The organism is Saccharothrix sp. DSM 118769, from assembly GCF_052936295.1.
Genome location: NZ_CP193627.1, coordinates 3,352,631 through 3,378,541, shown reverse-complemented (window position 1 = coordinate 3,378,541; position 25,911 = coordinate 3,352,631). Strand labels below are relative to the sequence as shown.

5 protein-coding genes and 2 pseudogenes are annotated in these 25,911 nt (G+C 75.3%); 2 read left to right on the top strand and 5 right to left on the bottom strand.

Features of this window, described 5'->3' with window-relative positions; all coding sequences use genetic code 11:
* The first annotated feature begins 9 nt into the window (after positions 1-9).
* The gene (locus ACRAKJ_RS15030) at positions 10-1,005 is read left to right on the top strand and encodes a helix-turn-helix domain-containing protein (protein ID WP_438924001.1); all 996 of its coding nucleotides are present in this window, start codon (positions 10-12) and stop codon (positions 1,003-1,005) included.
* Between the two features lie 25 nt (positions 1,006-1,030).
* Here the strand turns inward: ACRAKJ_RS15030 and ACRAKJ_RS15025 are convergent, their stop codons facing one another.
* From ACRAKJ_RS15025 to ACRAKJ_RS15010, 4 genes and pseudogenes are all read right to left on the bottom strand, one after another.
* Positions 1,031-1,465: a YybH family protein gene (locus ACRAKJ_RS15025; RefSeq protein ID WP_438923989.1), complete on the bottom strand. Its 435-nt coding sequence runs from the start codon at positions 1,463-1,465 to the stop codon at positions 1,031-1,033.
* Positions 1,466-1,656: 191 nt separating this feature from the next.
* Positions 1,657-3,081 (bottom strand): annotated as a pseudogene (locus ACRAKJ_RS15020) (thioester reductase domain-containing protein); the annotation flags it as partial.
* Between the two features lie 318 nt (positions 3,082-3,399).
* Positions 3,400-8,046 (bottom strand): annotated as a pseudogene (locus ACRAKJ_RS15015) (SDR family NAD(P)-dependent oxidoreductase); the annotation flags it as partial.
* 69 nt (positions 8,047-8,115) lie between these two features.
* Positions 8,116-21,519 carry an SDR family NAD(P)-dependent oxidoreductase gene (locus ACRAKJ_RS15010; RefSeq protein ID WP_438923990.1) on the bottom strand — a complete coding sequence of 4,468 codons (13,404 nt, stop codon included), beginning with the start codon at positions 21,517-21,519 and terminating at the stop codon, positions 8,116-8,118.
* Positions 21,520-21,828: 309 nt separating this feature from the next.
* Between ACRAKJ_RS15010 and ACRAKJ_RS15005 the strand changes: the two genes are divergently transcribed.
* Positions 21,829-23,379, top strand: coding sequence for an aminotransferase class III-fold pyridoxal phosphate-dependent enzyme (locus ACRAKJ_RS15005; protein ID WP_438923991.1), 1,551 nt, complete (start codon positions 21,829-21,831; stop codon positions 23,377-23,379).
* 86 nt (positions 23,380-23,465) lie between these two features.
* Here ACRAKJ_RS15005 and ACRAKJ_RS15000 read toward each other — a convergent pair whose 3' ends face one another.
* Positions 23,466-25,853 carry an RICIN domain-containing protein gene (locus tag ACRAKJ_RS15000; RefSeq protein ID WP_438923992.1) on the bottom strand — a complete coding sequence of 796 codons (2,388 nt, stop codon included), beginning with the start codon at positions 25,851-25,853 and terminating at the stop codon, positions 23,466-23,468.
* Positions 25,854-25,911 lie beyond the last annotated feature (58 nt).

The window sequence follows — 25,911 nt, the reverse complement described above, 5'->3', positions numbered from 1 at the left end:
GTGGTCGCGATGGCCGTGGTCAACAGCACCGACATGCAGGTCTGCGAGGTGTACGAGACCGCGATCGCGAACGCGGTCTTCGGGGACCCGCAGCACGACCTGGCCGATCCCTGGTACGACCTGAAGCTCTGCGCGGTGACGGCGGACCAGCCCGCGCCCCGCGGTTTCTCGTTGCGCACCGAGCACGGGCTCGACGACCTGGTCGTCGCCGACACCGTCCTCGTCCCCTCGGTCCCGGACGACGTGCTGCACGGCCGCGCCCCGCTGCCGCCGGAACTGCTGGAGGCGTTGCGCGAGGCGGCCCGCGCGGGCGCGCGCGTGGTGTCGCTGTGCACCGGCGCGTTCGCCCTCGCCGAGGCGGGGCTGCTCGACGGCCGCAGGGCCACCACGCACTGGATGCACACCTCCGACCTGGCCAAGCGCTACCCGGAGGTCCAGGTCGAGGACACCGTGATCTACGTCGACGACGGCGACGTCCTCACCAGCGCCGGCATGACCGCGGGCCTGGACCTGTGCCTGCACCTGGTCCGCCGCGACCTGGGCGCGTACGTGGCGGGCCAGCTGGCCCGCCGGATGGTCGTGGCCGGCCACCGCCCCGGCGGGCAGGCGCAGTTCGTCGACCTGTCCGTGCCCGAGGACGACGACGACACCCTGGCGATGGCGATGGACTGGGCCTCCGGCAACCTCGACCAGCCGCTCACCGTCGACGCGATGGCCAAGCGGGCGGGCATGAGCAACCGCACGTTCTTCCGCAGGTTCCAGGCGACCACCGGGCTCACCCCGCTGAAGTGGCTGCTCAACCAGCGCCTCTCCCGCGCGCAGAGCCTGCTGGAGACCACCGACCTGCCCATCGAGCGGGTCAGCGAGGCCAGCGGCCTGGGCACCGCGGCGAACCTGCGCAGGCACTTCACCACCCACGTCGGCGTCACGCCCACCGACTACCGGCACGCGCTCGGCATCGGCGCCCGCGCCCGCAGGGCCGCAGAGCGGGCGCCGACCCGCTGACGCGGTGGTCGGCGCCCGCGCTCCGTCAGGGCTTCGGGGGCACGGGCCAGGAGCTCTCCGACGGCCAGGGGCCGTTGCCCGCGTAGGCGTTGTCGATCAGGTACCGCCAGCCGCCGTCCTCGCCGCGCTTGAGCACGTCGACCGCGAGGCCGCTGAGCTTCTCCGGCTTGCCGTCCCTGGTGGTGTCCATCTCCCACTCGACCACCACCATGGCGGTGTCGCCGTTGACCAGCTGCTGGAGCACGGTCGCCTCGACGGTCGCGTTGCGGGTCTTGATGAAGTTGGCGACGTAGTCCCGGCGCGCCTGGCCGGCGACCGGCACGCCGGGCTCCCACAGACCCACGGCGTCGTCGAAGTACAAGGCGTTGACGGCCTCCACGTCGCCCGCGTTGAACGCCACGTTGAACATTTCCTGGTGCGTGTCGATGTCGGTGGCCAGGACGTGTTTTTCGGAGGCCATGGTGAATCCACTCCAATACTCGGGTTATCGGTGACCGGATGTGCTCGGCGCGGTGTCGGGCAACGCCGAGGTGAACGCTACCGCCCGTGGAACACAGGTCGGCCGCAGTCAGGTAATCGCCGCCGGCCCTCGCGTGCGACGGCGGCGATTACCCGGTTGACACCACGTCGAGAGTTCGGTTCCCGCCTTTTTCAGCCGGCGGACGCCGGGCCGGTGGGGGCGGGGAAGTAACCGCTGCGGACGAAGAAGTCCACGTACCTGCCGAACAGCGCCCGGTCGATGGGCGGGCACGTGATCCCGCTGCCCGCCAACGCCTTCTCCGTGTCCGAGACGTCCATCGGCGGGTAGGTCGGCCCCGCGCCCACCGAGTTGAGCCCCTCGAACGAGTCGAAGAGCGGGGTGACCGCGTTCTCCCGGTCGGCGGCGATGGTCGAGCGCCAGCTGTCCCAGTCGGTCTCCGGCAGGTCGTAGCCGAAGGCCCGCAGGTGGTCGACGAGGTTGCCGAACGACTGCGACTGCTCGTTGAACAGGTGGAAGGTGCCGTTCACGGAGGTGTCGCGGGTGGCCAGCGCGGTGATGGCGCCGCTGACGTAGTCCACCGGGACCAGGTGCACCCGGCCGGTCAGCCGGTCCGGGACCACACCGGCCTGGAGCAGGCCCTTGAGGCTGAGCCAGACGAAGTCCTTGGTCTGGCACGCGCCGCTGTCGCGGTCGCCGCACACCACGTCGACCCGGTAGACCGACACCGGGATGCCGCGCGAGCGGGCGATGTCGAGCACGCCCTCCGCCACCCACTTGCTCTGCAGGTAGCCGTTCCACAGCAGGTGCGCGGGACCGGTCGGGGCGGTGGTGCCCACCGGCTCGTTGTCCTCCGACGCGGCGAACACGCCCGTGGTCGACACGTAGTGCACCGGGACCGTGCGGTGGCGCGCGGCCAGCCGCAGCACCTCGACGGTGCCGGTCACGTTGGACGCCTTCAGGTCGGTGTACGGGCGGAGCCAGCTCACCGTCGCCCCGGCGTGGAAGACGACGTCGACCCGGCGGGCGAGGTCGTCGAACACCTCCTCGCCCAGGCCGAGCCGGGGGGAGGTGAGGTCGCCGACGTGGACGACGACCCTGGCCGGGTCGACCTCGCCCGCCACCTCGTACCACTCCAGGTTCTCCCGCAGCCTGCGCTCCGCGTCGGCCTGGTCGGCGCCGCGCACCAGGCAGTGCACGACCGCGTCGGTGCCGCGGACGAGGTCGCGCAGCAGGAACGCCCCGAGGAACCCGCTGGCCCCGGTCAGCAGGACCTCCCGGGGGTCGGTGGCGACGGTGACCACGGTGTCGGCGGCGACCACGTCGTCGGCGAGCACCACCTCGCCCGGGAAGTCCACGCCCGCGGCGGCGTCGCCCTCGCCGGTGACCGCGGCGCGCGCCGTGGTGCGGAGGAAGTCGGCCAGCGCGGCGGGCGTCGGGTGCTCGAACACCAGCGAGGCGGACAGCCGCACGCCGACGTGCGCGGTCAGCCGGTTGCGCAGCTCCACCGAGATCAGCGAGTCGAAGCCGAGTTCGGCGAACGGCTGGTCGTCGCGGATCGCGGAGGCGTCGGCGTGGCCCAGGACCGAGGCGACCTCGGCGCGGACCAGTTCGCCCACGATCTCCCGCTGCCGCTGCTCGGACTGCCCGGCCAGCCGCCGTTCCAGCGACTCGACCTCGGCCGCGCCCCGCGTGGCGCGGCGGGACGTGACCCTGGCCAGGGCGGTGAACAGCAGCGGCACGGCGGTGGGCCGGGCGGCCAGCGCGCGCACGTCCAGCGGCGTCACCACCGGGGCCGGGCGGCCGGCCCGCAGCGCGGCGTCGAACAGGCCGGGGCCGTCCTCGGGGGTGATGGGCAGCAGCCCGGTGCGGGCGATGCGCTTGAGGTCGGCCTCGCCGAGGTTGCCGCCCATGCCGCCCGCGTGCGACCACAGGCCCCACACCAGCGAGGTCGCCGCGAGCCCGGCGCCCGCCCGGTGCGCGGCCAGCGCGTCGAGGAAGGTGTTCGCCGCGGCGTAGGCGCCCTGGCCGGAACCGCCGATGACCCCGGCGACGGAGGAGAACAGCACGAACGCCGACAGGTCCGCGTCCCGGGTCAGCTCGTGCAGGTTCCACGCGGCGTGCACCTTGGGCCGCAGCACCCTCGCGACGTGGTCGGCGTCCAGGGAGTCGATCATGCCGTCGTCCAGGACGCCCGCCGTGTGCACGACGCCGGTGAGCGGGTGCGCGGCGGGGACGGAGGCCAGCACCGAGGCGAGCGCCTCCCGGTCGGCGGTGTCGCACGCGGTGATCGTCACCCGCGCGCCGAGCGCGGCCAGCTCGTCGGCCAGCTCCCCCGCGCCCGGCGCGGCCGGTCCGCTGCGGCTGACCAGGAGCAGGTCGGTGACGCCGTGGGCGCGCACGAGGTGCCTCGCGAACAGCGCGCCGAGCGCGCCGGTGCCGCCGGTGACCAGGACGGTGCCGCCCGGTCGCCACGGGGACGCCGCGCGGCCCGGTGCGAGCCGGGCGAGCCTGGGCGCGACCACCGAACCCGCGCGCACGGCCAGTTGCGCCTCGCCCGTGGCGATCGCGGCGGGCAGCGCCGACAGCGACGCCGGGTCGTCGTCGACGTCGACCAGCCGGAACCGGCCGGGCATCTCGGACTGGGCGGAGCGCAGCAGGCCCCACACCGGGGCCGCGGCCAGGTCGAGCGGGGTGTCGTCGGCGTCGATCGCGCGCCGGGTCAGCAGGACCAGCGGGACGTCGGCGGAGCGCTCGTCGTCGTTCCAGGCGCGCACCAGCTCCAGCGCCCGCAGGACGGCGGCCTGGGCCCGGTCGGCGACCGTGCCCGCCGCGTCGTCCTCGGTGGACATCATCGGCGCGACCAGGCCGGTGAACGTCCCGGCGGCGGACAGCGCCTCGTCGAGACCGGCGAACCGCAGCGGCCACGGCAGGCTGCCGCCGCCGGTCTCCAGCACGGCCAGCCCCGCCGGGCCGGGCAGCCCGGCCGGGATGACGGGGGTCCAGGCCACCCGGAACAGCGCGTCGCCGGGGCGGGCCAGCGCGGCGCCGACCTCGTCCTCGCTCGCGGGCCGGGTGACCACGCCCGCCGCGCGGGCCAGCGGGGCGCCCGACGCGTCGGCCAGCAGCACCGAGACCGCGCCGTCCTCGCCGGGGGTGAGCCGCACCCTGGCGGCGGTGGCGCCCACGGCGTGCACGGTCACCCCGCGCCACTCCGCGACGACGCCGGGGTGCCCGGTGAGCAGCGCGGCGGGGTGCAGCGCGGCGTCGAGCAGCGCGGGGTGCACGCTGAACCCGTCCGCCTCGGCGTCGGCGGGCAGCCGCACCTCCGCGAACACCTCGCCGTCGCGCCGCCACGCGGCGGTCAGGCCGGAGAAGGTGGGGCCGAGGGCGAACCCGGCGTCGGCCCGGTGCTGGAGCAGCAGGTCGACGTCCAGCGGCTCGGCGCCGGTCGGCGGCCACTCGCCCAGGTCCTCCGCGGCGTTCCAGCGGGGGCTGAGCACCCCGGTCGCCGCCAACGTCCACACGGGACGGTCCTCGTCCGCGCCGGTGTGCACGCCGATCCGCCGCCTGCCCTCGCCGTCCGGGGCGTCCACGGTGAGCTGCACGCGCAGCCCGGCCCGCTCCGGCAGCACCACCTGCTCGCGCACCACCAGCTCGTCGACGTGCGGGCAGCCGACCTCGTCCCCGGCCCGCACCGCCATCTCCAGCAGCACCGAGGACGGGACGAGCCGGACGCCGAACAGGCGGTGCTCCCCGAGCCACGGCGCGGCGGACGTCGACAGCGCGCCGGGGAGCAGCACCTCGTCCCGGCCGGCGACCTCGACGGGGGCCAGCAGCAGCGGGTGGTCCGACACCGGCCCGGTCGGGTCGTCGCCGCGCATCGCGGCGGGCTCCAGCCAGTAGCGCTGGCGCTGGAAGGCGTAGCTGGGCAGCGGGCCCGCCACCGCGCCGGACGGCGCCAGGTAGGCGTCCCAGTCGACCGCGACCCCCGCCGTCCACAGCCGGCTCACGCCGTCGAGCAGCTCCAGCGGCTCGTAGCTGCCGGTGCGGGTGCTCGCGACCGCCGTGACGCCGGCCGCGCCGTCGAGGCCGTCGCCGACCAGCGCGGTCAGCGCGGCCCCGGGGCCGACCTCCAGCGTCGCCGTGACGCCCTGCTCGGCGAGGCGGCGCACGGCGTCGAGGAAGCGCACCGGCCGGCGCACCTGGTCGATCCAGTACTCGGGCGAGCGCAGCACGTCCGCGTCCGCCACCTCGCCGGTGACCGTGGAGATGATCGGGGTGGTCGGCTCGGCGAAGGCGACCGCGCGCACGACCTCGCCGAACTCGGCGAGCATCGGCTCCATCAGGGGCGAGTGGAAGGCGTGGCTGACGGCGAGCCGCTTGGTCGAGCGGCCCCAGGAGGCCACGGTGGCAGCGATCCCGGTGACCACGTCCTCGTCGCCGGAGACGACCACCGCCGACGGCCCGTTGACCGCGGCGATGCCGACGCGGCTCTCGTAGCCCTCCAGCAGCGGCGCGACCTCGGCCGGGGTGGCCCGCAGCGCGACCATGACCCCGCCGGCCGGCAGCGCCTGCATCAGCCTGCCCCGCGCGGTGACCACGGCGGCGGCGTCGTCCAGCGACAGCACGCCGGCCAGGTGCGCGGCGGCCAGCTCGCCGATGGAGTGGCCGACCAGCACGTCCGGTCGCAGCCCCCACGAGGTCACCAGCCGCGCGGTGGCCACCTCGAAGGCGAACAGCGCCGGTTGGGCGTAGCGGGTCTCGCCGAGCCGGTCGCCCTCGGCGATCACCTGCCGCAGCGGGTGCTCCAGGTGCGGGTCGACGGCGGCGCACACCGCGTCGAACGCCTCGGCGAACGCCGGGAACGCCGCGCGCAGCTCCAGACCCATGCCGACGCGCTGCGACCCCTGGCCGGTGAACAGCAGCCCGAGGCCGCCCCGCCGCACGGCCACCACCGGGACGGTCTCCTCGTCCCTGGCCAGCGCGCGCAGCCCGGTCAGCAGGCCCTCGCGGTCGGTGCCGACCACGACCGCGCGGTGGTCCAGCGCGGCGCGGGTGGTGGCCAGCGACCGCGCGACCCGCTCGGCCGACAGCGCCGGGTTCCGCTCGACGAACGACAGCAGCCGCTGCGCCTGGGCCCTGGTCGCGCGCGGGGTCTTCGCCGACAGCGGCCACGGCACCACCGGCAGCGGCGTCTCCGGCCCGGTCTCCGCGACGACGTCCGGCGCCTGCTCGATGATCACGTGCGCGTTGGTGCCGCTGACCCCGAAGGACGACACGCCCGCCCGGCGCGGCCTGCCCGTCTCCGGCCACGGCCGCTGCTCGGTGAGCAGCTCGACACCGCCGCGGGACCAGTCGACCAGCGGGGTGGGCTCGTCGACGTGGATGGTCCTGGGCAGCACCCCGTGCCGGACCGCCTGCACCATCTTGATGACGCCGCCGATGCCGGACGCGGCGACCGCGTGGCCGATGTTGGACTTGAGCGAGCCCAGCCACAGCGGCCGGTCCGCGTCGTGCGCGGCGCCGTAGGTGGCCAGCAGCGCCTGCGCCTCGATCGGGTCGCCCAGCCTGGTGCCGGTGCCGTGCGCCTCGACCGCGTCGACGTCGGCGGCGCTCAGCCGGGCCTCGGCCAGCGCCCTGCGGATGACCCGCTCCTGCGACGGCCCGTTGGGGGCGGTGAGCCCGTTGGACGCGCCGTCCTGGTTGATCGCCGAACCGCGCAGCACCGCCAGCACCTGGTGCCCGTTGCGCTGCGCGTCGGACAGCCGCTCCAGCAGGACCAGGCCGACGCCCTCGGACCAGCTGGTGCCGTCGGCCGCCGCGGCGAACGACTTGCACCGGCCGTCGGCGGCGAGGCCGCGCTGGCGGGAGAAGTCCACGAACCCGCCGGGGGTCGCGCCGATCGTCACGCCGCCCGCCAGGGCCAGGGTCGACTCGCCGGAGCGCACGGACTGCGCGGCGATGTGCAGCGCGACCAGCGACGACGAGCACGCGGTGTCGACGGTGACCGCGGGTCCCTCGAAGCCGAACGAGTACGCGACCCGGCCGGACACCACGCTGGTGAGCTTCCCGGTGATCAGGTAGCCCTCCAGCTCGGCCGGTCCGCGCAGGCCGAGGTAGGTCTGCTCGACCGCGCCGACGAACACGCCGACGTCGTCGCCCTTGAGGCCGGTCGGGTCGATGCCCGCCGCCTCGAAGGTCTCCCACGCGGCCTCCAGCACCACCCGCTGCTGCGGGTCCATCGACACCGCCTCGCGCGGGGAGATCCCGAAGAACTCCGCGTCGAACTCGGTGGCGCCGTCGAGGAACCCGGCCTGGCGGGCGTAGGTCGTGCCGGGGGTCTCCGGGTCCTCGTCGAACAGCCGGTCCAGGTCCCAGCCCCGGTCGGTCGGGAAGTCGGAGACCGCGTCCTCGCCGTCGAGCACGAGCCGCCACAGGTCGTCGGCCGACGCGACCCCGCCGGGGTAGCGGCAGGCCATGCCCACGATCGCCACCGGCTCCTGCCGCCCGGACTCCAGCTCGGTGATGCGGTGCCGCGCCTTCTGGAGGTCCGCCGTCACCCATTTCAGGTACTCGGCGAGCTTCTTCTCATCCGCCATGGTCTTTCCCCAGCCTTTCGTCAGGACTTCTCAGCTGTCGGCTCGGCCGAGTTGGTTGTCGATGAACGCCAGCAGCTCCGCGGTGGACGCGTCCTCGATGGAGGCGTCCGGTGCGGTGGCGGTGGTCCCGGGGCCGTTCCGCGACTCCATCCAGCGGGAGAGGATCGTCTGGAGGCGCACGGTGATCGTGTCCCCGCTCCCGTCGTCCCCGCTCCCGTCGTCCCCGTCCGCGGAGAACAGCGCGTCCTCCAGCCTGTCCAGCTCCGCGAGCACCGGGGACGTGAGCGGTGCGGCGCTGTCCGGGGCGATCACGTCGAGCAGGTACGCGGTGAGCGCGGCGGGCGTCGGGTGGTCGAACACGATGGTGGCGGGCAGCCGCTCCCCCACCGCCGCGCTGAGCCGGTTGCGCAGCTCGACGGCGGTCAGCGAGTCGAAGCCCAGTTCCTGGAACGGCCGGTCGGGGTCGACGGCGCCCGCGTCGCGGAGGCCGAGCACCGCCGCCACCTGGCCGCCGACGAGCCCCAGGACGGCCGCCCGGTGCTTCTCGGCGGGCAGCCCGGCCAACAGCTCGGACAGGGGCACCCCGTCGCCCCCGGCCCGCCGGGCCTGCGCGGCGGGCGGGACGAGGCCGCGCAGCAGCGGGGCCACGTCGCCGCCGGAGCGCAGCACGTCCAGGTCGAACGGGGTCGCGGTCAGCGCGGCGTCGGGCAGGCCGAGCGCGGCGTCGAGCACGGCCAGCCCGTGCGCCACCCCGACCGGGACGAACCCGTCGCGGCGGAAGCGGGCCAGGTCGGCGTCGGTCACCCCGGCGCCGATGCCGCCGTCGACCTCCCACAGGCCCCAGCCCAGCGCGGTCGCCGGCAGGCCGCGGGACGCCCGGTGCCGGGCCAGGCCGTCCAGGAACGCGTTGGCCGCGGCGTAGTTCGCCTGCCCCGCGCCGCCGAACACGCCGAGGAGCGAGGAAAAGAGCACGAACGCGGACAGCTCCACGCCCTCGGTCAGCTCGTGCAGGTGCCACGCGCCGTCCACCTTGGACCGCAGCACGCGCTCCAGCTGCGCGGGCTCCAGCGCGGTCACCAGGTTGCTGTCCAGCACCCCGGCCGCGTGCACCACGGCGGTCAGCGGGTGCTCGGCCGGGATGTCGGCCAGCAGGGCGGCCAGCGCGTCGCGGTCGGCGACGTCGCACGCGACGACCTCCGCGGTCGCGCCGTGCCCGGCCAGCTCGCGGCGCAGCGGTTCGGCGGCCGCGGCGTCCGGGCCGGACCGGCTCACCAGCAGCAGCCGCCGCACGCCGTGCCCGGTCACCAGGTGGCGCGCCACCTCCGCGCCCAGCGCCCCGGTGCCGCCGGTGACCAGGACCGTGCCCGTGGTGGGCCAGGCGTCCCGGCCGTCGTCCGGCGCGTCACCGCCGACCCGGCCGAGCCTCGGCACCAGGAGCTCGCCGCCGCGCAGGGCGGCGGCGGGCTCGTCGGTGTCGAGCAGCGCGGCCAGCAGGGCGAGGTCGGGGGTGTCGGTGTCGGTGTCCACCAGGACGACCCGGTCCCGGTTCTCCAGCTGCGCCGAGCGGACCAGGCCCCACAGCGCGGCGGCGGCCGGGTCGCAGGTGTCCGCGTCGGCGGCGACCACGGCGCCCCGGGTGAGCACCACCAGGCGGGTCTCGGCGAGCCGCTGGTCGGTCAGCCACGCGCGCAGCTCCGCCAGCACCCCCGACGCGGCCTCGTGCGTCCGCGCCGCGGCGTCGCCGCCGGTCCCCGCCCCGGCGCCGAGCAGCAGCACCTCGGCGGCCAGGCCGGACCCGGCGACGGCGGTGACGTCGTCGAACACCGGCAGGTCGGTCCGGGTGCCGCCGACGGCGGCCCAGGTGACCGGCGGCGCGCCGGGGGTCAGCGGCAGCGCGGTCCACCCCAGGCGGTGCAGCGACCGGACCGGACCGGGGCCGCCGACCAGGTCGGCGGGCGTCCGGGCGCGCCAGGTGACCGAGTCGACGGTGGCGACCAGGCCGCCGTCGGCGTCGGTCAGCACCACCGACGCGCCGTCCTCCCCGGTCGGGGTGACCAGCGCCCGCACCGCGGCGGCGCCGGTGGCGTGCAGCCGCACCCCGCGCCACGCCGAGGCCAGGTGGTCCCGGGTGACGCCCGCGAGCGCTAGGGCCTCGTGCAGCAGGGTCGGGTGCAGGCCGAACGCGCCCGCCTGCCGGGTGTGCTCGTCGGCGAGCCGCACCTCCACCGCGGCGGCGGTGTCGACGGGCCGTCCCGGGTCCGCCGCGGTGTCGGCGGCGAGCAGGCCGGCGGCCACCGCCACCCACTCGTCGTCGGCGGTCCTGGCGTGCACGGACACCGTGCGCGTGCCGTCCTCGTCCGCGCCGCCGACGCGGACCTGCACCGCCGCGGAGCCCGACTCGGGCACCGCCAGCTCGGCCGGCACCGCCAGCTCCACCACGACCGGGCAGCCGACCGCGCGACCGGCCCAGGCGGCGGCCTCCACCAGCGCGGACGCGGGCAGCACCACGGCGTCGGACACGGTGTGCCCGGCCAGCCACGGGTGCGCCGCCTGCGAGACCTCGCCGGCGAACAGCACCTCGTCGGTGTCGGCCAGCGGGACGGCCCCGCCCAGCAGCGGGTGGTCGCCCGGCCTCGGGCCGGACGTCGCCGGCACGCCGGCGCTCTCCAGCCAGTAGCGCTCGCGCTGGAACGGGTACGTGGGCAGGTCGACGACCCGCGCGCCGGTCCCGGCGAAGAACGCCGCCCAGTCCACCCGCACGCCCCTGGTGTGCAGCAGGCCGAGCGCCCCGACCAGGGTGCGCGGCTCGTCGTGGCCGTTGCGCATGGCCGGGAGCGCCACCGCGTGCTCCACCCCGGCGGCGGCCATCGCCGACAGCACCCCGTCCGGGCCCAGCTCCAGCATCGTGGTGACGCCCCTGGCCTCCAGCGTGCGCACGGAGTCCAGGAACCGCACGGGCAGGCGCACCTGGTCCACCCAGTAGTCGGGGGTGGTCCACCGGTCGCCGGTCTCGACCTCGCCGGTCACCGTCGACACGACCCGGGTGTTCGGGCGGTGGAAGGTCAGCCCCTCGGCGACGGCCCGGAACTCGTCGAGCATCGGGTCCATCCGGGGCGAGTGCGACGCGTGGCTGATGGCCAGCCGCTTGGTGCTGCGCCCGCGCTCCTTCCAGAGCGCGGCGACGGCCTCGGCGGCGTCGGCGTCACCGGAGACGACGACCGACTGCGGGCTGTTGATGGTGGCGATGACCGCCCTGCCGGACTCCGGCAGCGTCCCGGCGACCTCCTCCTCGGTGGCCTGGATCGCGATCATGGCGCCGCCCTCGGGCAGGCCGCGCATGAGCCGGCCGCGCGCGGTGACCAGCGTGGCCGCGTCCGGCAGGGACAGCACCCCGGCGACGTGCGCGGCGATCAGCTCGCCCGTGGAGTGGCCGACGACGAAGTCCGGGTGCACGCCCCACGCCGCGAGCTGGCGGAACAGCGCGACCCCCACGGTGAACAGCGCGGCGAGCGTGTAGTCGATCCGGTCCAGCTCGTCGCCGGTCCCGATGACCTCCCGCAGCGGCCGGGGCAGGCCCTTGTCCAGCTCGTCGGCCACCTCGTGGAAGGCGTCCCGGAACACCGGGTACGTCGCGCAGAGCTGCGCGGCCATGCCGACGCGCTGCGCGCCGCCGCCGGTGAACATGAACGCGGTCAGGCCGTCGGCGCGGAGCCCGCGCACCGCGTTGGGGCCGTCGGCGGCCAGCTCGGACAGGCCGCGCAGCAGCTCGTCGCGGTCGGCGGCCACGACCACGCCCCGGTGGGCGAGGGCGGACCGGGTGGTGGCCAGGGACAGGGCGACGTCGAGCCGGTCCACGTCGCCCTCGGCCAGCAGCTCGCCGATGCGGGCCGCGTGGGCGCGCAGGCCCGCGACGGAGCTGCCGGAGAGCAGCCACGGCACCACCGGCGGCTCGACCGCGGGCGCGGGGGCCGGCGTTCCGGCGTCGGCCGGGGCCGGCGGCGCCTGCTCGATGATCACGTGCGCGTTGGTGCCGCTGATGCCGAACGACGACACGCCCGCGCGGCGCGGCCGGTCCCCGCTGTCCCACGCCCGGGGCTCGGTCAGCAGCGCCAGCGCGCCCGTCGACCAGTCCACGTGCGGGGACGGCGTGCCGGCGTGCAGCGTGCGCGGCAGGGTGCCGTGCCGCATCGCCTCGACCACCTTGATGACGCCGCCGACGCCGGCCGCCGCCTGGGAGTGGCCGATGTTGGACTTGAGCGAGCCCAGCCACAGCGGGCGGTCCGCGTCGTGCGCGGCGCCGTAGGTGGCCAGCAGCGCCTGCGCCTCGATCGGGTCGCCCAGCGGGGTGCCGGTGCCGTGCGCCTCGACGACGTCGACGTCGGCCGGACCCAGGTCCGCGTTCGCCAGCGCCTGCCGGATCACGCGCTCCTGCGACGGCCCGTTGGGGGCGGTGAGCCCGTTGGACGCGCCGTCCTGGTTGATCGCCGAACCGCGCAGCACCGCCAGCACCTTGTGCCCGTTGCGCTGCGCGTCGGACAGCCGCTCCAGGAGCAGCAGGCCGACGCCCTCGCTCCACACCGTGCCGTCCGCCTCGGCGGAGAACGACTTGCACCGGCCGGAGGGGGACAGCCCGCGCTGCCGGCTGAACTCGACGAACGAGCCGGGGCCGGCCATCACCGTCACCCCGCCCGCGAGCACCAGGTCGGACTCGCCCGACCGCAGCGCCTGCCCGGCCAGGTGCAGGGCCACCAGCGACGACGAGCACGCCGTGTCGACGGTGACCGCGGGGCCTTCGAGCCCGTAGGTGTAGGCCAGGCGGCCGGAGATCACGCTGGAGGTGTTGCCCACCAGCAGGAAGCCCTCGAACTCGGGCGGCACGGACGACAGGTGCGCGGCGTAGTCGTCGTACATCGCGCCGACGAACACGCCGGTGTTGCTGCCGCGCAGGGTCGCCGGGTCGATCGCGGCGTTCTCGAAGGCGTTCCACGCCGTCTCCAGCAGCAACCGCTGCTGCGGGTCGGTCGCGGTGGCCTCGCGCGGGGAGATGCCGAAGAAGTCCCGGTCGAACAGGTCGGCCTCGTGCAGGAAGCCGCCCTCCCTGATGTAGGAGCTGCCGATCGCCTCCGGGTCCGGGTCGTAGAGCCGTTCGAGGTCCCAGCCGCGGTTGGTCGGGAACCCGCTGATGGCGTCGGTGCCCTCGGCGACGAGCCGCCACAGGTCCTCCGGCGAGCGGACCCCGCCGGGGTAGTGGCACGCCATGCCGATGATCGCGATCGGGTCGTCGTCGGCGACGGTGGCGCGGACCGCGGCGCCGGTCGCGCCGGTGCCGGCCAGCTGGGCGAGCAGGTACGCGGTCAGCGCCTCCGGGCTCGGGTGGTCGAACACGATGGTGGACGGCAGCCTCATGCCCGTCGCGGTGCCGAGCTGGTTGCGCAGCTCGACGACGGTCAGCGAGTCGAAGCCCTGGTCCTTGAACGCCCGGCCCGGCTCGACGGCCGCGCCGGAGGCGTGGCCCAGCGCCAGCGCCGCCGTGCCGCGCACCAGGTCCAGCACGGCCGGCGCCCGCTCGGCCTCGGGCAGCGCGGCGATCCGCGCGGCCCAGTCGTCCTGGACCGCCCGGCGCTCCACCCGCCGGGGCCGGACGAGGCCGTGCCACAGGCGCGGGCGCTCACCGCCGCCCGCCAGGTCCAGCACGGCGGGCACAACCAGGGGGTCGGCCAGGCCGAGCGCCTCGTCGAACATCGCCAGGCCCTGCGCCCGGGTCAGCGGGACCACGCCGGAACGGGTCCAGCGCTGCACGTCCGCGTCGGACAGGGTCGCGCCCATGCCCTCCGCGTCCGCGCCCCACAGGCCCCAGGCCAGCGAGGTCGCGGCCAGCCCGGCGGCGGCCCGGTGCGCGGCCAGCGCGTCGAGGTAGGTGTTCGCGGCGGCGTAGTTGCCCTGCCCGGCCGTGCCGGTGATGCCGGAGACCGACGAGAACAGGACGAACGCGGCCAGGTCGTCGTCGGCGGTCAGGGCGTGCAGGTTCCACGCGCCGTCGACCTTGGGCCGCAGCACGGTGGTGACCTGCTCGTCGGTCAGCGCCGTGATCGTCGCGTCGTCCAGGACGCCCGCGGTGTGCACGACGGCGGTCAGCGGGTGCTCGGCCGGGACCAGGGCCAGGGCGGTGGCGAGCGCGTCCCGGTCGGCGGCGTCGGCGGCGGCGACCCGGACCCGCGCGCCCCGCGCGGTCAGGTCGTCGACCAGCGCGGAGCAGCCGGGGCTGTCCTCGCCGCGCCTGCTGACCAGCAGCAGGTTCCGCACGCCGTGCTCGGCGACCAGGTGCCGGGCCACCAGGGCGCCCAGCCCGCCGGTGCCGCCGGTGATCAGGACGGTGCCGTCGCGGTCGATCGACCGGTCGGTCGGGGTGCCCGCGGTCCTGGCCAGGCGGGCGGCGTGCAGCCGGCCCGCGCGGAGGGCGACCTGCGGTTCCCCGCTCACCGCCGCCGCGAGGACGAGGGCGCCGTCCGGTCCTTCGGAGCCGTCGGAGTCGACCAGCACCAGGCGGCCGGGGTGCTCCGACTGCGCGGAGCGGACCAGGCCCCACACCGGCGCGTGCGCCAGGTCGTCGACCCGGTCGCCGGGCAGGGCGGCGACCGCGCCGCGGGTCACCAGCACCAGCGTGGCGTCGGCGAACCGCTGGTCGGCCAGCCAGTCCCGCACCAGCGCCAGCGCCGAGGCGGTGGCCTCGTGGGCGGCGGCCGGGGAGTCGCCGCCGCCGGTCAGCTCGGCGACGACGACGTCGGCGAGCGCGGTGTCGGCCAGCGTGGCGGCCAGGTCGGTCCGGGTCGGCGTCGCGGTGCCGGGCGTCGCGGTGCCGGGCGTCGCGATCGCGGGCCAGGTGACGCCGAACAGCGAGGTGCCCCTGCCCGCCTTGCCGATCACGGCGCGGGAGACCCCGCGCAGGGTCAGCGACTCGACGGTGACCACCGGCGCGCCGGTGGCGTCGGTCAGCTCCAGCCGGACGGCGTCCGGGCCGACCGGCGAGACCCGCACCCGGGCCGCGGTGGCGCCGGCGGTGTGCAGGGTGACGCCCTCCCAGGCGAACGGCAGCCGGATCTCGTCGCGGTCCCGCGCCGCGTCGGGCAGCAGCGGGTGCAGCGCCGCGTCGAACAGCGCGGGGTGCAGCCCGAACCGGTCGTCGTGGTCGGCGTCCGACAGCGCGACCTCGGCCAGGACGTCCGGCCCCGACCGCCACAGCGACCGCACCCCCTGGAACACCGGGCCGTAGTCGTAGCCGAGGGCGGCCAGCGCCGGGTAGGCGTCCTCGACCGGCTCGGCCACCGCGCCCGCGGGCGGCCACGCGCCCCCCGTCGCGGCGGGGTCGTCCCCGGCGGGCCCCAGCAGGCCCGCGGTGTGCTCGGTCCACGCGGCGGTCGGGTCGTCGCCGCCCGGTCGCGAGTGGACGGTGAACCGGCGGGAGCCGGCGTCGTCCGCGGCGGCCACCCTGACCTGGACCCGCACCGCCTCGCCCTCGGGCAGGGGCAGCGGGGCCCGCAGCGTCAGCTCCTCGACCCGCCCGGCGCCGGTGCGCTCGCCGGCGGCGAACGCCAGCTCCAGGAACGCGGTCGCGGGCAGCAGGACCACGCCCTCGACGACGTGGTCGGCCAGCCACGGGTGCGTCCTGGTCGACAGCACGCCGGTCAGCACGACGCTCCCGTCGTCGGCCACCTCGACCACGCCGCCGAGCAGCGGGTGCCCGGCCGGGTCGAGGCCGAGGCCGCGCGCGTCGGGGCGCGTGCCCGCGGTCAGCCAGAAGTGCTCGCGCTGGAACGCGTACGTCGGCAGGTCGACCGGGACGGCGTCCGGGAAGAACGGCGTGAGGTCGAGCTCGGGGCCGGCCGCGTGCACGCCCGCCAGCCCGGCGACGAAGGTGTCGACCTCCGGCTTGTCCGCGCGCGCCAGCGGCACGGCGGTCGCGGTGGCGTCGGCGGCCTCGACGGTCTCCCGCGCCAGCGCGGTCAGCACCGCGTCGGGGCCGATCTCGACGAGCACCGTCGCGCCCAGGCCGGTCGCCGTCAGCACGGCGTCGTGGAACCGCACCGCCGAGCGGATCTGGTCGACCCAGTAGTCGGCGGTCGTGATGCGCTCCGGGGCCACGACCTCGCCGGTGACGGTGGAGATGAGCGGGATGGCGGGGGCGCGGAACGCCACGCCCCCGGCGACCGCGCGGAACTCGTCGAGGATGCCGTCCATGTGCGGCGAGTGGAACGCGTGGCTGACCCGCAGCGCGCGCACCCGGTGGCCCTTGTCCTTCCACTCCCGGGCGACGCGGTGGGCGACCTCCGCGTCACCCGCGATCACCACCGCCCGCGGGCCGTTCACCGCGGCGACGTCGACCAGCCCGGCGTGCTCGGCGATCGAGGCGGCGACGGCGTCGGGCTCGGCCTCGATCGCGATCATCGCGCCGTCCGACCGCGCGGCCTGCATCAGCCTGCCCCGGGCGGCGACCAGCGTCGCGGCGTCCTCGACGGAGAGGACGCCGGCCACGTGCGCGGCGGCCAGCTCGCCGATCGAGTGCCCGGCCACCAGGTCCGGCACCACGCCGTGGTGGGCGGCCAGGCGGTACAGCGCCACCTCGACCGCGAACAGCGCGGGCTGGGTGCAGCCGGTCTGGTCGAGGTCCTCGCCGCTCCCGATCACCTCGCGCAGCGGGCGGTCCAGGTGCGGGTCGAGGTGCGCCACGACCTCGTCGAACGCCTCGGCGAACACCGGGAACGCGGCGTGCAGCTCCAGGCCCATGCCGACCCGCTGGGCGCCCTGGCCGGTGAACATCAGCAGGGTCTTGCCGGGCACCGCCGTGCCGCGCACCACGGTGGGTGCGGGCTCCCCGCCCGCGAGGGCGGCCAGTCCGTCGAGCCGCTCCTGCCCGGTCGAGCCGAGCACCACCGCGCGGTGGGCGAAGGGGGTGCGGGTGGTGGCCAGCGCGAGGCCGATGTCGGCCGGGTGCGCGTCCGGGTGGGCGAGCGCGAACTCGCGCAGCCGCGCGGCCTGGGCGCTCAGCGCCTCCGCGGTCGGCGCGGACAGCACCCACGGCGCGCGCGCCGCGTCACCACCGCCCGGCCGGACCTCCGCCGGCTCCACCTCGATGATGGCGTGGGCGTTGGTGCCGCTGATCCCGAAGGACGACACCGCCGCGCGGCGCGGTCCCCCGGTCTCCGGCCAGGCGCGGTTCTCGGTGACCACCGAGACCGCGCCCGACGACCAGTCCACGTGCGGGGTCGGCTCGTCGACGTGCAGGGTGGCCGGGACGACGCCGTGGCGCATCGCCTGCACCAGCTTGATCACCCCGCCGACGCCGGCCGCCGCCTGGGCGTGGCCGATGTTGGACTTGAGCGACCCGAGCAGCACCGGCTCGCGGTCGCCCCGGTCGGCGCCGTAGGTCGCCAGCAGCGCCGCCGCCTCGATCGGGTCGCCCAGGCTGGTGCCGGTGCCGTGCGCCTCGACCACGTCGACGTCGGCGCCGGTCAGCCCGGCGTCGGCGAGGGCCTGGCGGATCACCCGCCGCTGCGCCAGGCCGCTCGGCGCGGTCAGGCCGTTGGACGCGCCGTCCGAGTTGACCGCCGAGCCGCGCACCACGGCGAGCACCTGGTGCCCGTTGCGGCGGGCGTCGGACAGCCGCTCGACCACGAGCAGGCCCACGCCCTCGGCCCACGCGGTGCCGTCCGCGGCGGCGGCGAAGGACTTGCAGCGGCCGTCGGGGGCGAGGCCCTGCTGGCGGGAGAACTCCAGGAACATGCCCGGGGTCGACATCACCGCCACGCCGCCCGCGATCGCGAGCGACGTCTCGCCCCGGCGCAGCGACTGCACGGCCAGGTGCAGCGCCACCAGGGACGACGAGCAGGCGGTGTCCACCGTGATGGCGGGGCCGAGCAGGCCGAGCTGGTAGGCGATGCGGCCGGACATGACGCTGGCCGTGCCGCCGGTCAGCAGGTGCCCCTCCACGCTCGCGGGCGCGTCGTGCATCCGGGGGCCGTAGTCGAACGTCGTGGCGCCGATGAAGACCCCGGTGCGGGAGCCGCGCAGGTCGCGGGGGACGAGGCCGGCCCGCTCCAGCGCCTCCCACGCGGTCTCCAGCAGCAGCCGCTGCTGCGGGTCCATCGCCTGCGCCTCGCGCGGGGAGATGCCGAAGAACCCGGCGTCGAAGCGGCCCGCGTCGTGCAGGAAACCGCCCTCGCGCACGGAGCTCTTGCCGGACGCGGCGGGGTCGGGGTCGACCAGGTCCTCGGGCCAGCCCCGGTCGGTGGGGAACCCGGAGACGGCGTCGCCGTTGGCGGCGACCAGCCCCCACAGGTCCTCGGGCGAGGCGACCCCGCCGGGGTAGCGGCACGCCATGCCGACGATCGCGATCGGCTCGTCGTCCGACCCGGCGGCGGCGTACTCGTCGGCCTCGGCGTCCCCGCCGCCGAGCAGGGTGTCGAGGTGGGCGGCCAGCGCGGCCGGCGTGGGGTGGTCGAACAGGGTGCTCGACGGCAGGCCCAGCCCGGTGGCCTCCGCGAGGGCGTCGCTGAGCTCGGTGACCATCAGCGAGCTGAAGCCCAGGTCGCGGAACGGCAGGTCGACCTCGACCGCCTTGCCGGGGGCCAGGCCCAGGACGGCGGCGACGTGCGCGGTCACCAGGTCCGCGGCGCGGGGCGCCCCGCCGGCGGCGGGGGTGGTGACCGGGCGTGCGGCGGGTTCGCGGCGCGGCGCGGCGGGTGCGTCGTCGGGCGCGCCGCCGGCCGGGCCGTCGGTGACCCAGTGGTGCTCGCGCTGGAAGGCGTAGGTGGGCAGGTCGACCCGGCGCGCGCCCGTGCCCGCGAACACCGGGCCCCAGTCCAGCTCGACCCCGGACACGACCAGCCGGGACACGGCGGCCATCGCGGTGCGCGCCTCGGGCCGGTCCTTGCGCAGCACCGACTCCGCCCGCACCGCCGACCGGTCCACGACGCTGTCGGCGACCAGGGCCGAGCACACGCCGTCCGGGCCGAACTCGACGACCGTGCGCACGCCCGCCGCCTCCAGGGCGCGGGCAGCGTCGGCGAAGCGGACGGTCGCGCGGACCTGCTCCACCCAGTACTCCGGGGACACCAGCAGCTCGGCGGGGGCGACCCGGCCGGTCACCGCGGAGACCACCGCGATCCGGGGCGGGTGGAACTCCAGGCCGGACACGACCTCGCGGAAGGCGTCCAGCATCGCGTCCATGCGGTGGGAGTGGAAGGCGTGGCTCACCGGGAGCCGCTTGGTCTTGTGCCCGGCCTGCCGCAGCCGCGCGGCGGCCTGGAGCACGGCGTCCTCGTCACCGGAGAGCACGACCGCCTCGGGTCCGTTGACGGCGGCGACCGCGACGGTGTCGGACAGGTGCTCGGCGACCTGCCGCTCCGTCGCGCCCACGGCCACCATCGCGCCGCCCTCGGGCAGCGCCTGCATGAGGCGTCCGCGCGCGGTGACGAGCGCGGCGGCGTCGGGCAGGGACAGCACGCCCGCGACGTGCGCGGCGGCGATCTCGCCGACCGAGTGGCCCGCCACGAAGTCCGGGCGCAGGCCCCACGACTCGAACAGCCGGAACAGGGCCACCTCGACCGCGAACAGCGCGGGCTGGGTGTAGCCGGTCTGGTCGAGGTCCTCGCCGCTCTCGACCACCTCGCGCAGCGGGCGGTCCAGGTGCGGGTCGAGGTGCGCCACGACCTCGTCGAAAGACCGCGCGTAGACCGGTGAGGCGGCGTGCAGCTCCAGGCCCATGCCGACCCGCTGGGAGCCCTGGCCGGTGAACACGGCGGCGAGCGCGCCCGCCGACGCGACGCCGGTGACGAGCCCGGCGGCGGGGGTGCCCGCCGCGAGCGCGCGCAGGCCGGCGACCAGCTCCTCGCGGTCCGCGGCGACGACGGCGGCGCGGTGCGGGAACCGGGTGCGCGTGGTCAGGGAGGACCAGCCGAGGGACGCGACGTCGGCGTCGCCCGCCTCGGCGGCGGCGAGGAGCCGTTCGGCCTGCGCGCGGAGCGCCTGCGGGTCGCGGCCGGAGACGACCACCGGCAGCGGTGTCGCTTCACCGGCCTGTGCGGTCCTGTCGGGCCGGGCGGTCTCGTCGGGCCGGGCGGTCTCGTCGGGCTGTGCGGTGGGGGCCTCCGCGACGACGACGTGGCAGTTGGTGCCACCCATGCCGAAGGAGCTGACCCCCGCGACGAGCCTGCGGTCCGGGTGCGGCCAGGGCGAGCGGCTGGTGACGACGGAGATGTTCAGCTCGTCGAACGGGATGGCCGGGTTCGGCGTCTCGTGGTTGAGGCTCGCGGGCAGCTCCCGGTTGCCGATCGCCAGCACGGTCTTCACCAGGCCGGTGATGCCCGCCGCGGCCTCCAGGTGACCGATGTTGGTCTTCACCGAGCCGACGACCAGCGGGTCGCCGGACCGCTTGAGCGTGCCGATCGACGCACCCAGCGCCGCGGCCTCGATCGGGTCGCCCACCGGGGTACCGGTCCCGTGCAGCTCGACGTACTGCACGTCGTCGGGCGACACGCCCGCCCTCTGGTGCGCCGTCCGCACCACCTGTTCCTGCGCGAGCGCGCTCGGCACCGTCAGGCCGGAGGTCGCGCCGTCGTTGTTCACCGCGCTGCCCAGCAGCACGCCGTGCACCCGGTCGCCGTCGGCGAGGGCCGCGCGCAGCGGCTTGAGCACGACCACGGCGGCACCCTCGCCGCGCGCGTAGCCGTTGGCCCTGGCGTCGAAGGTGTGGCAGCGGCCGTCCGGGGACAGCCCGCCGAACCGCTCGGCGCCGAGCACGGTCTCGGCCAGGATGTTGAGGTTCACGCCGGCGGCCAGCGCCAGCGCGGAGTCGCCCGAGCGCAGGGACTCGCAGGCCAGGTGCACCGCGACCAGCGACGACGACTGGCTGGTGTCGACGGTGAGGCTCGCGCCGCGCAGGCCGAGGGCGTAGGAGATGCGGTTGGCGATGACGCCGCGGTGCACGCCCGCGTTGGTGTGCTGGGTGATCGCGGACGAGCCCTGGCGGTAGACCAGGGCCGCGTAGTCCTCGCGCGCGGTGCCGACGTAGACCGAGGTCGGGCTGCCCTCCAGGTCGGCGGCGACGATCCCGGCGTCCTCCAGCGCGGACCAGGCCAGCTCCAGCAGCAGGCGCTGCTGCGGGTCCATGACCCGCGCCTCACGGGGCGAGATGCCGAAGAAGGCGGCGTCGAAATCGGCTACCGAGTCCAGGAAGCCGCCCCGGCGCACCGGGTCGCCCGCGTCGGCGGAGATCTGTTCCCAGCGGTGCGCGGGCATGTCGGTCAGCGCGTCGCGCCCGGACCGCAGCAGCTCCCAGAACTCGGCGACGTCACGTGCCCCTGGTACCAGGCAGGACATCCCGACGACCGCGATCGCGTCCTCTTCTTGAGTGCCGTTGAAATGCTGACCAGTCGTCATGGAAATCGGCTGCCCTCCGCTTGCCGGAAACCGGACGGGTTTTTCCAACCCAAACCTCGCCGACCCTAACCACGGCACGACGGCCGGCGGCCCACTTTTGGTCTCCCGCCGGTAAGGGCACGATTGATCGGCCGGTTACCGGATTTTGCGCACACCATCCCGCAACCACCCGGTAAATTTCCGGCAAGAATCCTCCCCGTCGATCACCCCGAAGGTCATTACCAGGGCTAGACCAGATCAAGGCGGGCATTCACCGGGCGTTGGCTACGGTCCTCCCCGAGAACCTCACGTGGACAGGGGACGAAGAAGATGAACCCAGTGGTCGACAAGCCCGAGCTGGCCGAGCCGTACATGTTCGCCTGGTTGGCCTCCCTGGGGCTCGGTGTCGAATACACCAGGTCGAAGAAGGACTCCTTGTACTACCGCGACGCCGACGGCACCGAGATCGAGGTGCTCGACCTGGTCGGCGGCTACGGGTCGACCATTCTCGGGCACAACAACCCGGAGATCATCGAGTACGCGAAATCGCTGCTGGACGGCGACACCCCGATCCACGCGCAGTTCTCCCGCCACCCCTACGCGAACGACCTCGCGTGGCGGCTGAACACCATCCTGCACCGCGAGTTCGACACCGACGAGAACTACGCGGTGATCTTCGCCAACAGCGGGGCGGAGGCCAACGAGGTCGCCATCAAGCACGCCGAGATGGACCGCGTGGCCAAGATCGCCGAGGCGCTGGCCGAGGTCGAGGCCCACATCGAGGCCGCCACCGCGGCGGCGGCGTCCGGCGCGACCGTGGCCGCGTCCCCCCTGGCGGCGTCGGACCTCGACGGGCTCGTCACCGCCCTGCGCGCCGCCAACGCCGAGCGCGCCGCCGCGTCACCGGTCTACCTGGCGCCCGTGGGCTCCTTCCACGGCAAGCTCGCGGGCAGCATCCAGCTCACCCACAACCACAGCTACCGCACGCCGTTCAGCGCCATGGCCGCGCAGTGCCGGTTCGTGCCGCTCGACCGGCCCGACGTCATCGCGGAGGTGATCGCCGCCGAGAGCCGGACCCTGCTCGACCTCGCCGTCGACGGCGACGTCATCCGGGTCGTCGAGCGCCCGCTGCCGGTGATCAGCGCGTTCGTCACGGAGCCCATCCAGGGCGAGGCGGGCATCCGCGTCCTGGACGCCGACGCGCTCGCCCGCGTGCGCGAGCTGCTCGACGCCGCCGACATCCCGGTCGTCGTGGACGAGGTGCAGAGCGGCACGGGCCGCTCCGGCGCGTTCTTCGCCGCCTCGCACCTGGGGCTGCGCGGCGACTACATCACCCTGGCCAAGAGCCTGGGCGGCGGTGTCGCGAAGGCGGCGGTCACGCTGATCCGGTCGTCGCGCTACCGCAGCGACTTCGAGCTGGTGCACACCTCCACGTACGCCAAGGACAGCTTCTCCACCTTCATCGCGCTGCGCGTGGTGGAGATGCTGGAGGCCGACGGCGGCGCGGCGTACCGGCGGGCGGCCGAGCGGGGCGAGAAGCTGCTCGCCATGCTGCGCTCGCTGCGCGACGAGTTCGGCGACGTCGTCAAGGAGGTGCGCGGCAAGGGGCTGATGACGGGCCTGGAGTTCCACGACCTGTCCGGGTCGGAGTCCGACATCCTCGCCGAGCAGGCCAAGGGCGGCCTGATCGGCTACATGTTCTCCGGCTACCTCCTGCGCGAGCACAACATGCGCGTGTTCCCCACCGCCAGCGCCACCAGCACCCTGCGCTTCGAACCGTCCATCCACATCACCGACGAGGAGATCGACCGCACGGAGGCGGGCCTGCGCGCGCTGATCGCCCTGGTCCGCGCCGAGGACGGCAAGGCGCTCCTCGGCTGAGCCCTCGTCCCCGGCACCCCAGCTCCCCGGCACCCCGCGGCCGGTCGTGGCGCGGGGACCGGCCTGGCCGGTCCCCGCGTCGCGGTTCAGCCGCGCACGGTCCACTTCTGGTTCGCGCCGCCGTGGCAGGACCAGAGGTGGAGCGGCGTGCCGTTGGCGGTGCCGTTGCCGCTGGCGTCCAGGCACAGCCCGGACTGCACGCCGGTGATCGTGCCGTCGGCGTTGACGTTCCACTGCTGGTTCACGCCGCCGTGGCAGTCCCAGGTGATGGCCGCGGTGCCGTTCGCCGTGCCCTGGCCGTTGGCGTCCAGGCACTTGTTCCCGTACACCACGAGCTGCTTGCCGGCGGTGTGGGTCCACCGCTGGTGGGTGCCGCCCTGGCAGTCCCAGAGCCGGGCCTGGGTGCCGTTGGCGGTGCTCCCGTTGGCGATCTCCGCGCACCGGCCCGACTGCGTCCCCACGAGCATGGCGTTCTGCGGGCCGCCGGTGCCGCCGGCGGGACCGGCGTTGGCGATCACCGCCTGCGCGCCGGACGGCCAGTTGTCCCCGCTGACCGCGGTGTTGCCGTTGACGACGTTGCCGCGGTCGCCGTTGGTGACGTTGGTGCTGTTGTTGTTCGACCAGTTGCCGGTGACGGTCCAGTTGCCCATGTTCTCGCCGCCCCAGTAGTTGGCGGTGGCCCAGGTGCCGGTGGAGGCGAACACGTTGCCGGTCACCGAGTAGTGGCGGGAGCCCTCGTCGAAGTAGACGCCGAAGTAGCCGTTGGTCCGCCGGCAGTGGTTCCCGCTGATCGTCGCGCCCGGGTTCCAGGCGAGCGTGTAGATGCACCCGCCGTCGTTCATCTGCTGCATGACGTCGTGCACGTAGTTGTTGAGGAGCCGGTTGTTCGACGCCGTGGTGGGCGTCGTGTAGCGCGGCTGGTAGTTGTAGAGGCCGCGGTTGGCGTAGTGGTTGCTGCCGCCCGCGTCGTTGGCGCCCCAGCCGTAGCCGATCGACATGCCGGAGTAGGGCATGTTGTAGACCTCGTTGTGGGCCACGGTGGCGGTGCTGACGTAGGTGTTCAGGACCGACACGTTGCCGCGGTAGTCCACGCCGAGGTCGTGGATGCGGTTGTGGCTCACGGTGATGTTCCGGTTGACCATCCGCTGGTCCGCCGGGTGGTGCGCGTCGGCGCGCACGCCGCCGACCACGACGCCGCCGGCCGAGCTGCGGGCGATCTCGGACCGGGTCACGGTGACGTTGCTCGCGCCCAGCCCGACGCCGCTGGCGTGGGCGTTGGCGTCGTTGCCGATGCCGATGGCGGTCTGCCCCAGGTTGACGAACCGGGAGTCGCTGAACGTGATGTCGTGGGCGGCGGACACCTGCACGGCGGCGGGCACCTGGTTCCAGTGCGGTCGCGCGGCCTCGAACTGGGCGCAGCCGTTCTGGCACGAGGTGATCCGGTCGGCGGGCCAGTTCCAGTTGCCCGTCATGTACGCGCCGGTCTGCTGGTCGGCGTACCCCTGGTTGCTGCTGGGGCCGAGCCAGCTGGTGCCGGTGAACGTGATGCCGCTGAACGAGATGTGGTGCGCCGGGGCGTCGTAGGTGCCCCCGACGTCCACCAGGGACTGGAGCACCGGCAGCTCCACGGCCGCGGTGCCCATGCTCTGCCCGGCCAGGGGGATGTAGGACAGCGCGCCCGTCGCGGGGTTGAGGTACCACTCCCCCGGCGAGTCCAGGAACTCCTGGGCGTTGGCCAGGTAGAGGGGACCGGCCCGGTGCGGGGCGGAGAGCGTGTCGTACCCGAAGGTGTTGTTGTTCCACGCGGGTTGCTGCATCGTGAGGAAGTTGCCGCTGATGCTCTGCACGGGTGAGTACCGGTCGGTGAACGAGTTGACGCTCTCCACCTCGACCCGGTTCTGGTTCGCCAGGGTGTTCAGGTAGCCCAACGCGGTGCTGGAGAACCTCATGCCGGTGGCGGTGAAGGTGAAGTCGGCCCGGTTCACCTGCGTGCGGGCCCGCGTGGCGATCGCGCCGTCGACGTACAGCTGCCGGGTGTCGGTGCCGGTGGGGACGGTCGCCCGCCAGGTGTTGCGGCCGGCGTCGACGAGCGACCAGCCGGTGACGGCCCGGGCGCCGCTGATGACGGGGCGCGCGGACGGGGCCGCCTGCCACAGCACGCGGTAGCCGTTGGTGCCGGAGTCGGCCGCGGTCAGCCGCAGCGGCTCGGACAGCCGGTACACGCCGTCGGCGAGCTGCACGACGACGTCACCGGACATGGCGCCGGCCTGCGAGCGCACCGCGGCCTGGGCGGCGGGCAGCGAGCACGGCTGGGTGGCGGAGCACGCGGTGCCGGTGCCGGACGGGGACGCGTGGAGGGTCGTGGTGGCGCCGTGCGCGGGAGGGGCGAGGGTCACCACCACCGCCGCCAGCACCGCGGCGGCGGCACCGGCCGACGCCGACCTCCGCACCGCGGGGGACGAGGACGTGGACAAGGGGACCTCCTGGCGTTGGGGTGGTGTGCGGCGGCCGGGCGGGTCAGTCGGGGGGCGA

Coding starts and splice junctions, on each gene's coding strand:
- ACRAKJ_RS15030 (WP_438924001.1), top strand. CDS start 10: ATGGCCGTGGTCAACAGCACCGACATGCAGGTCTGCGAGGTGTACGAG.
- ACRAKJ_RS15005 (WP_438923991.1), top strand. CDS start 21,829: ATGAACCCAGTGGTCGACAAGCCCGAGCTGGCCGAGCCGTACATGTTC.
- ACRAKJ_RS15010 (WP_438923990.1), bottom strand. CDS start 21,519: ATGACGACTGGTCAGCATTTCAACGGCACTCAAGAAGAGGACGCGATC.
- ACRAKJ_RS15025 (WP_438923989.1), bottom strand. CDS start 1,465: ATGGCCTCCGAAAAACACGTCCTGGCCACCGACATCGACACGCACCAG.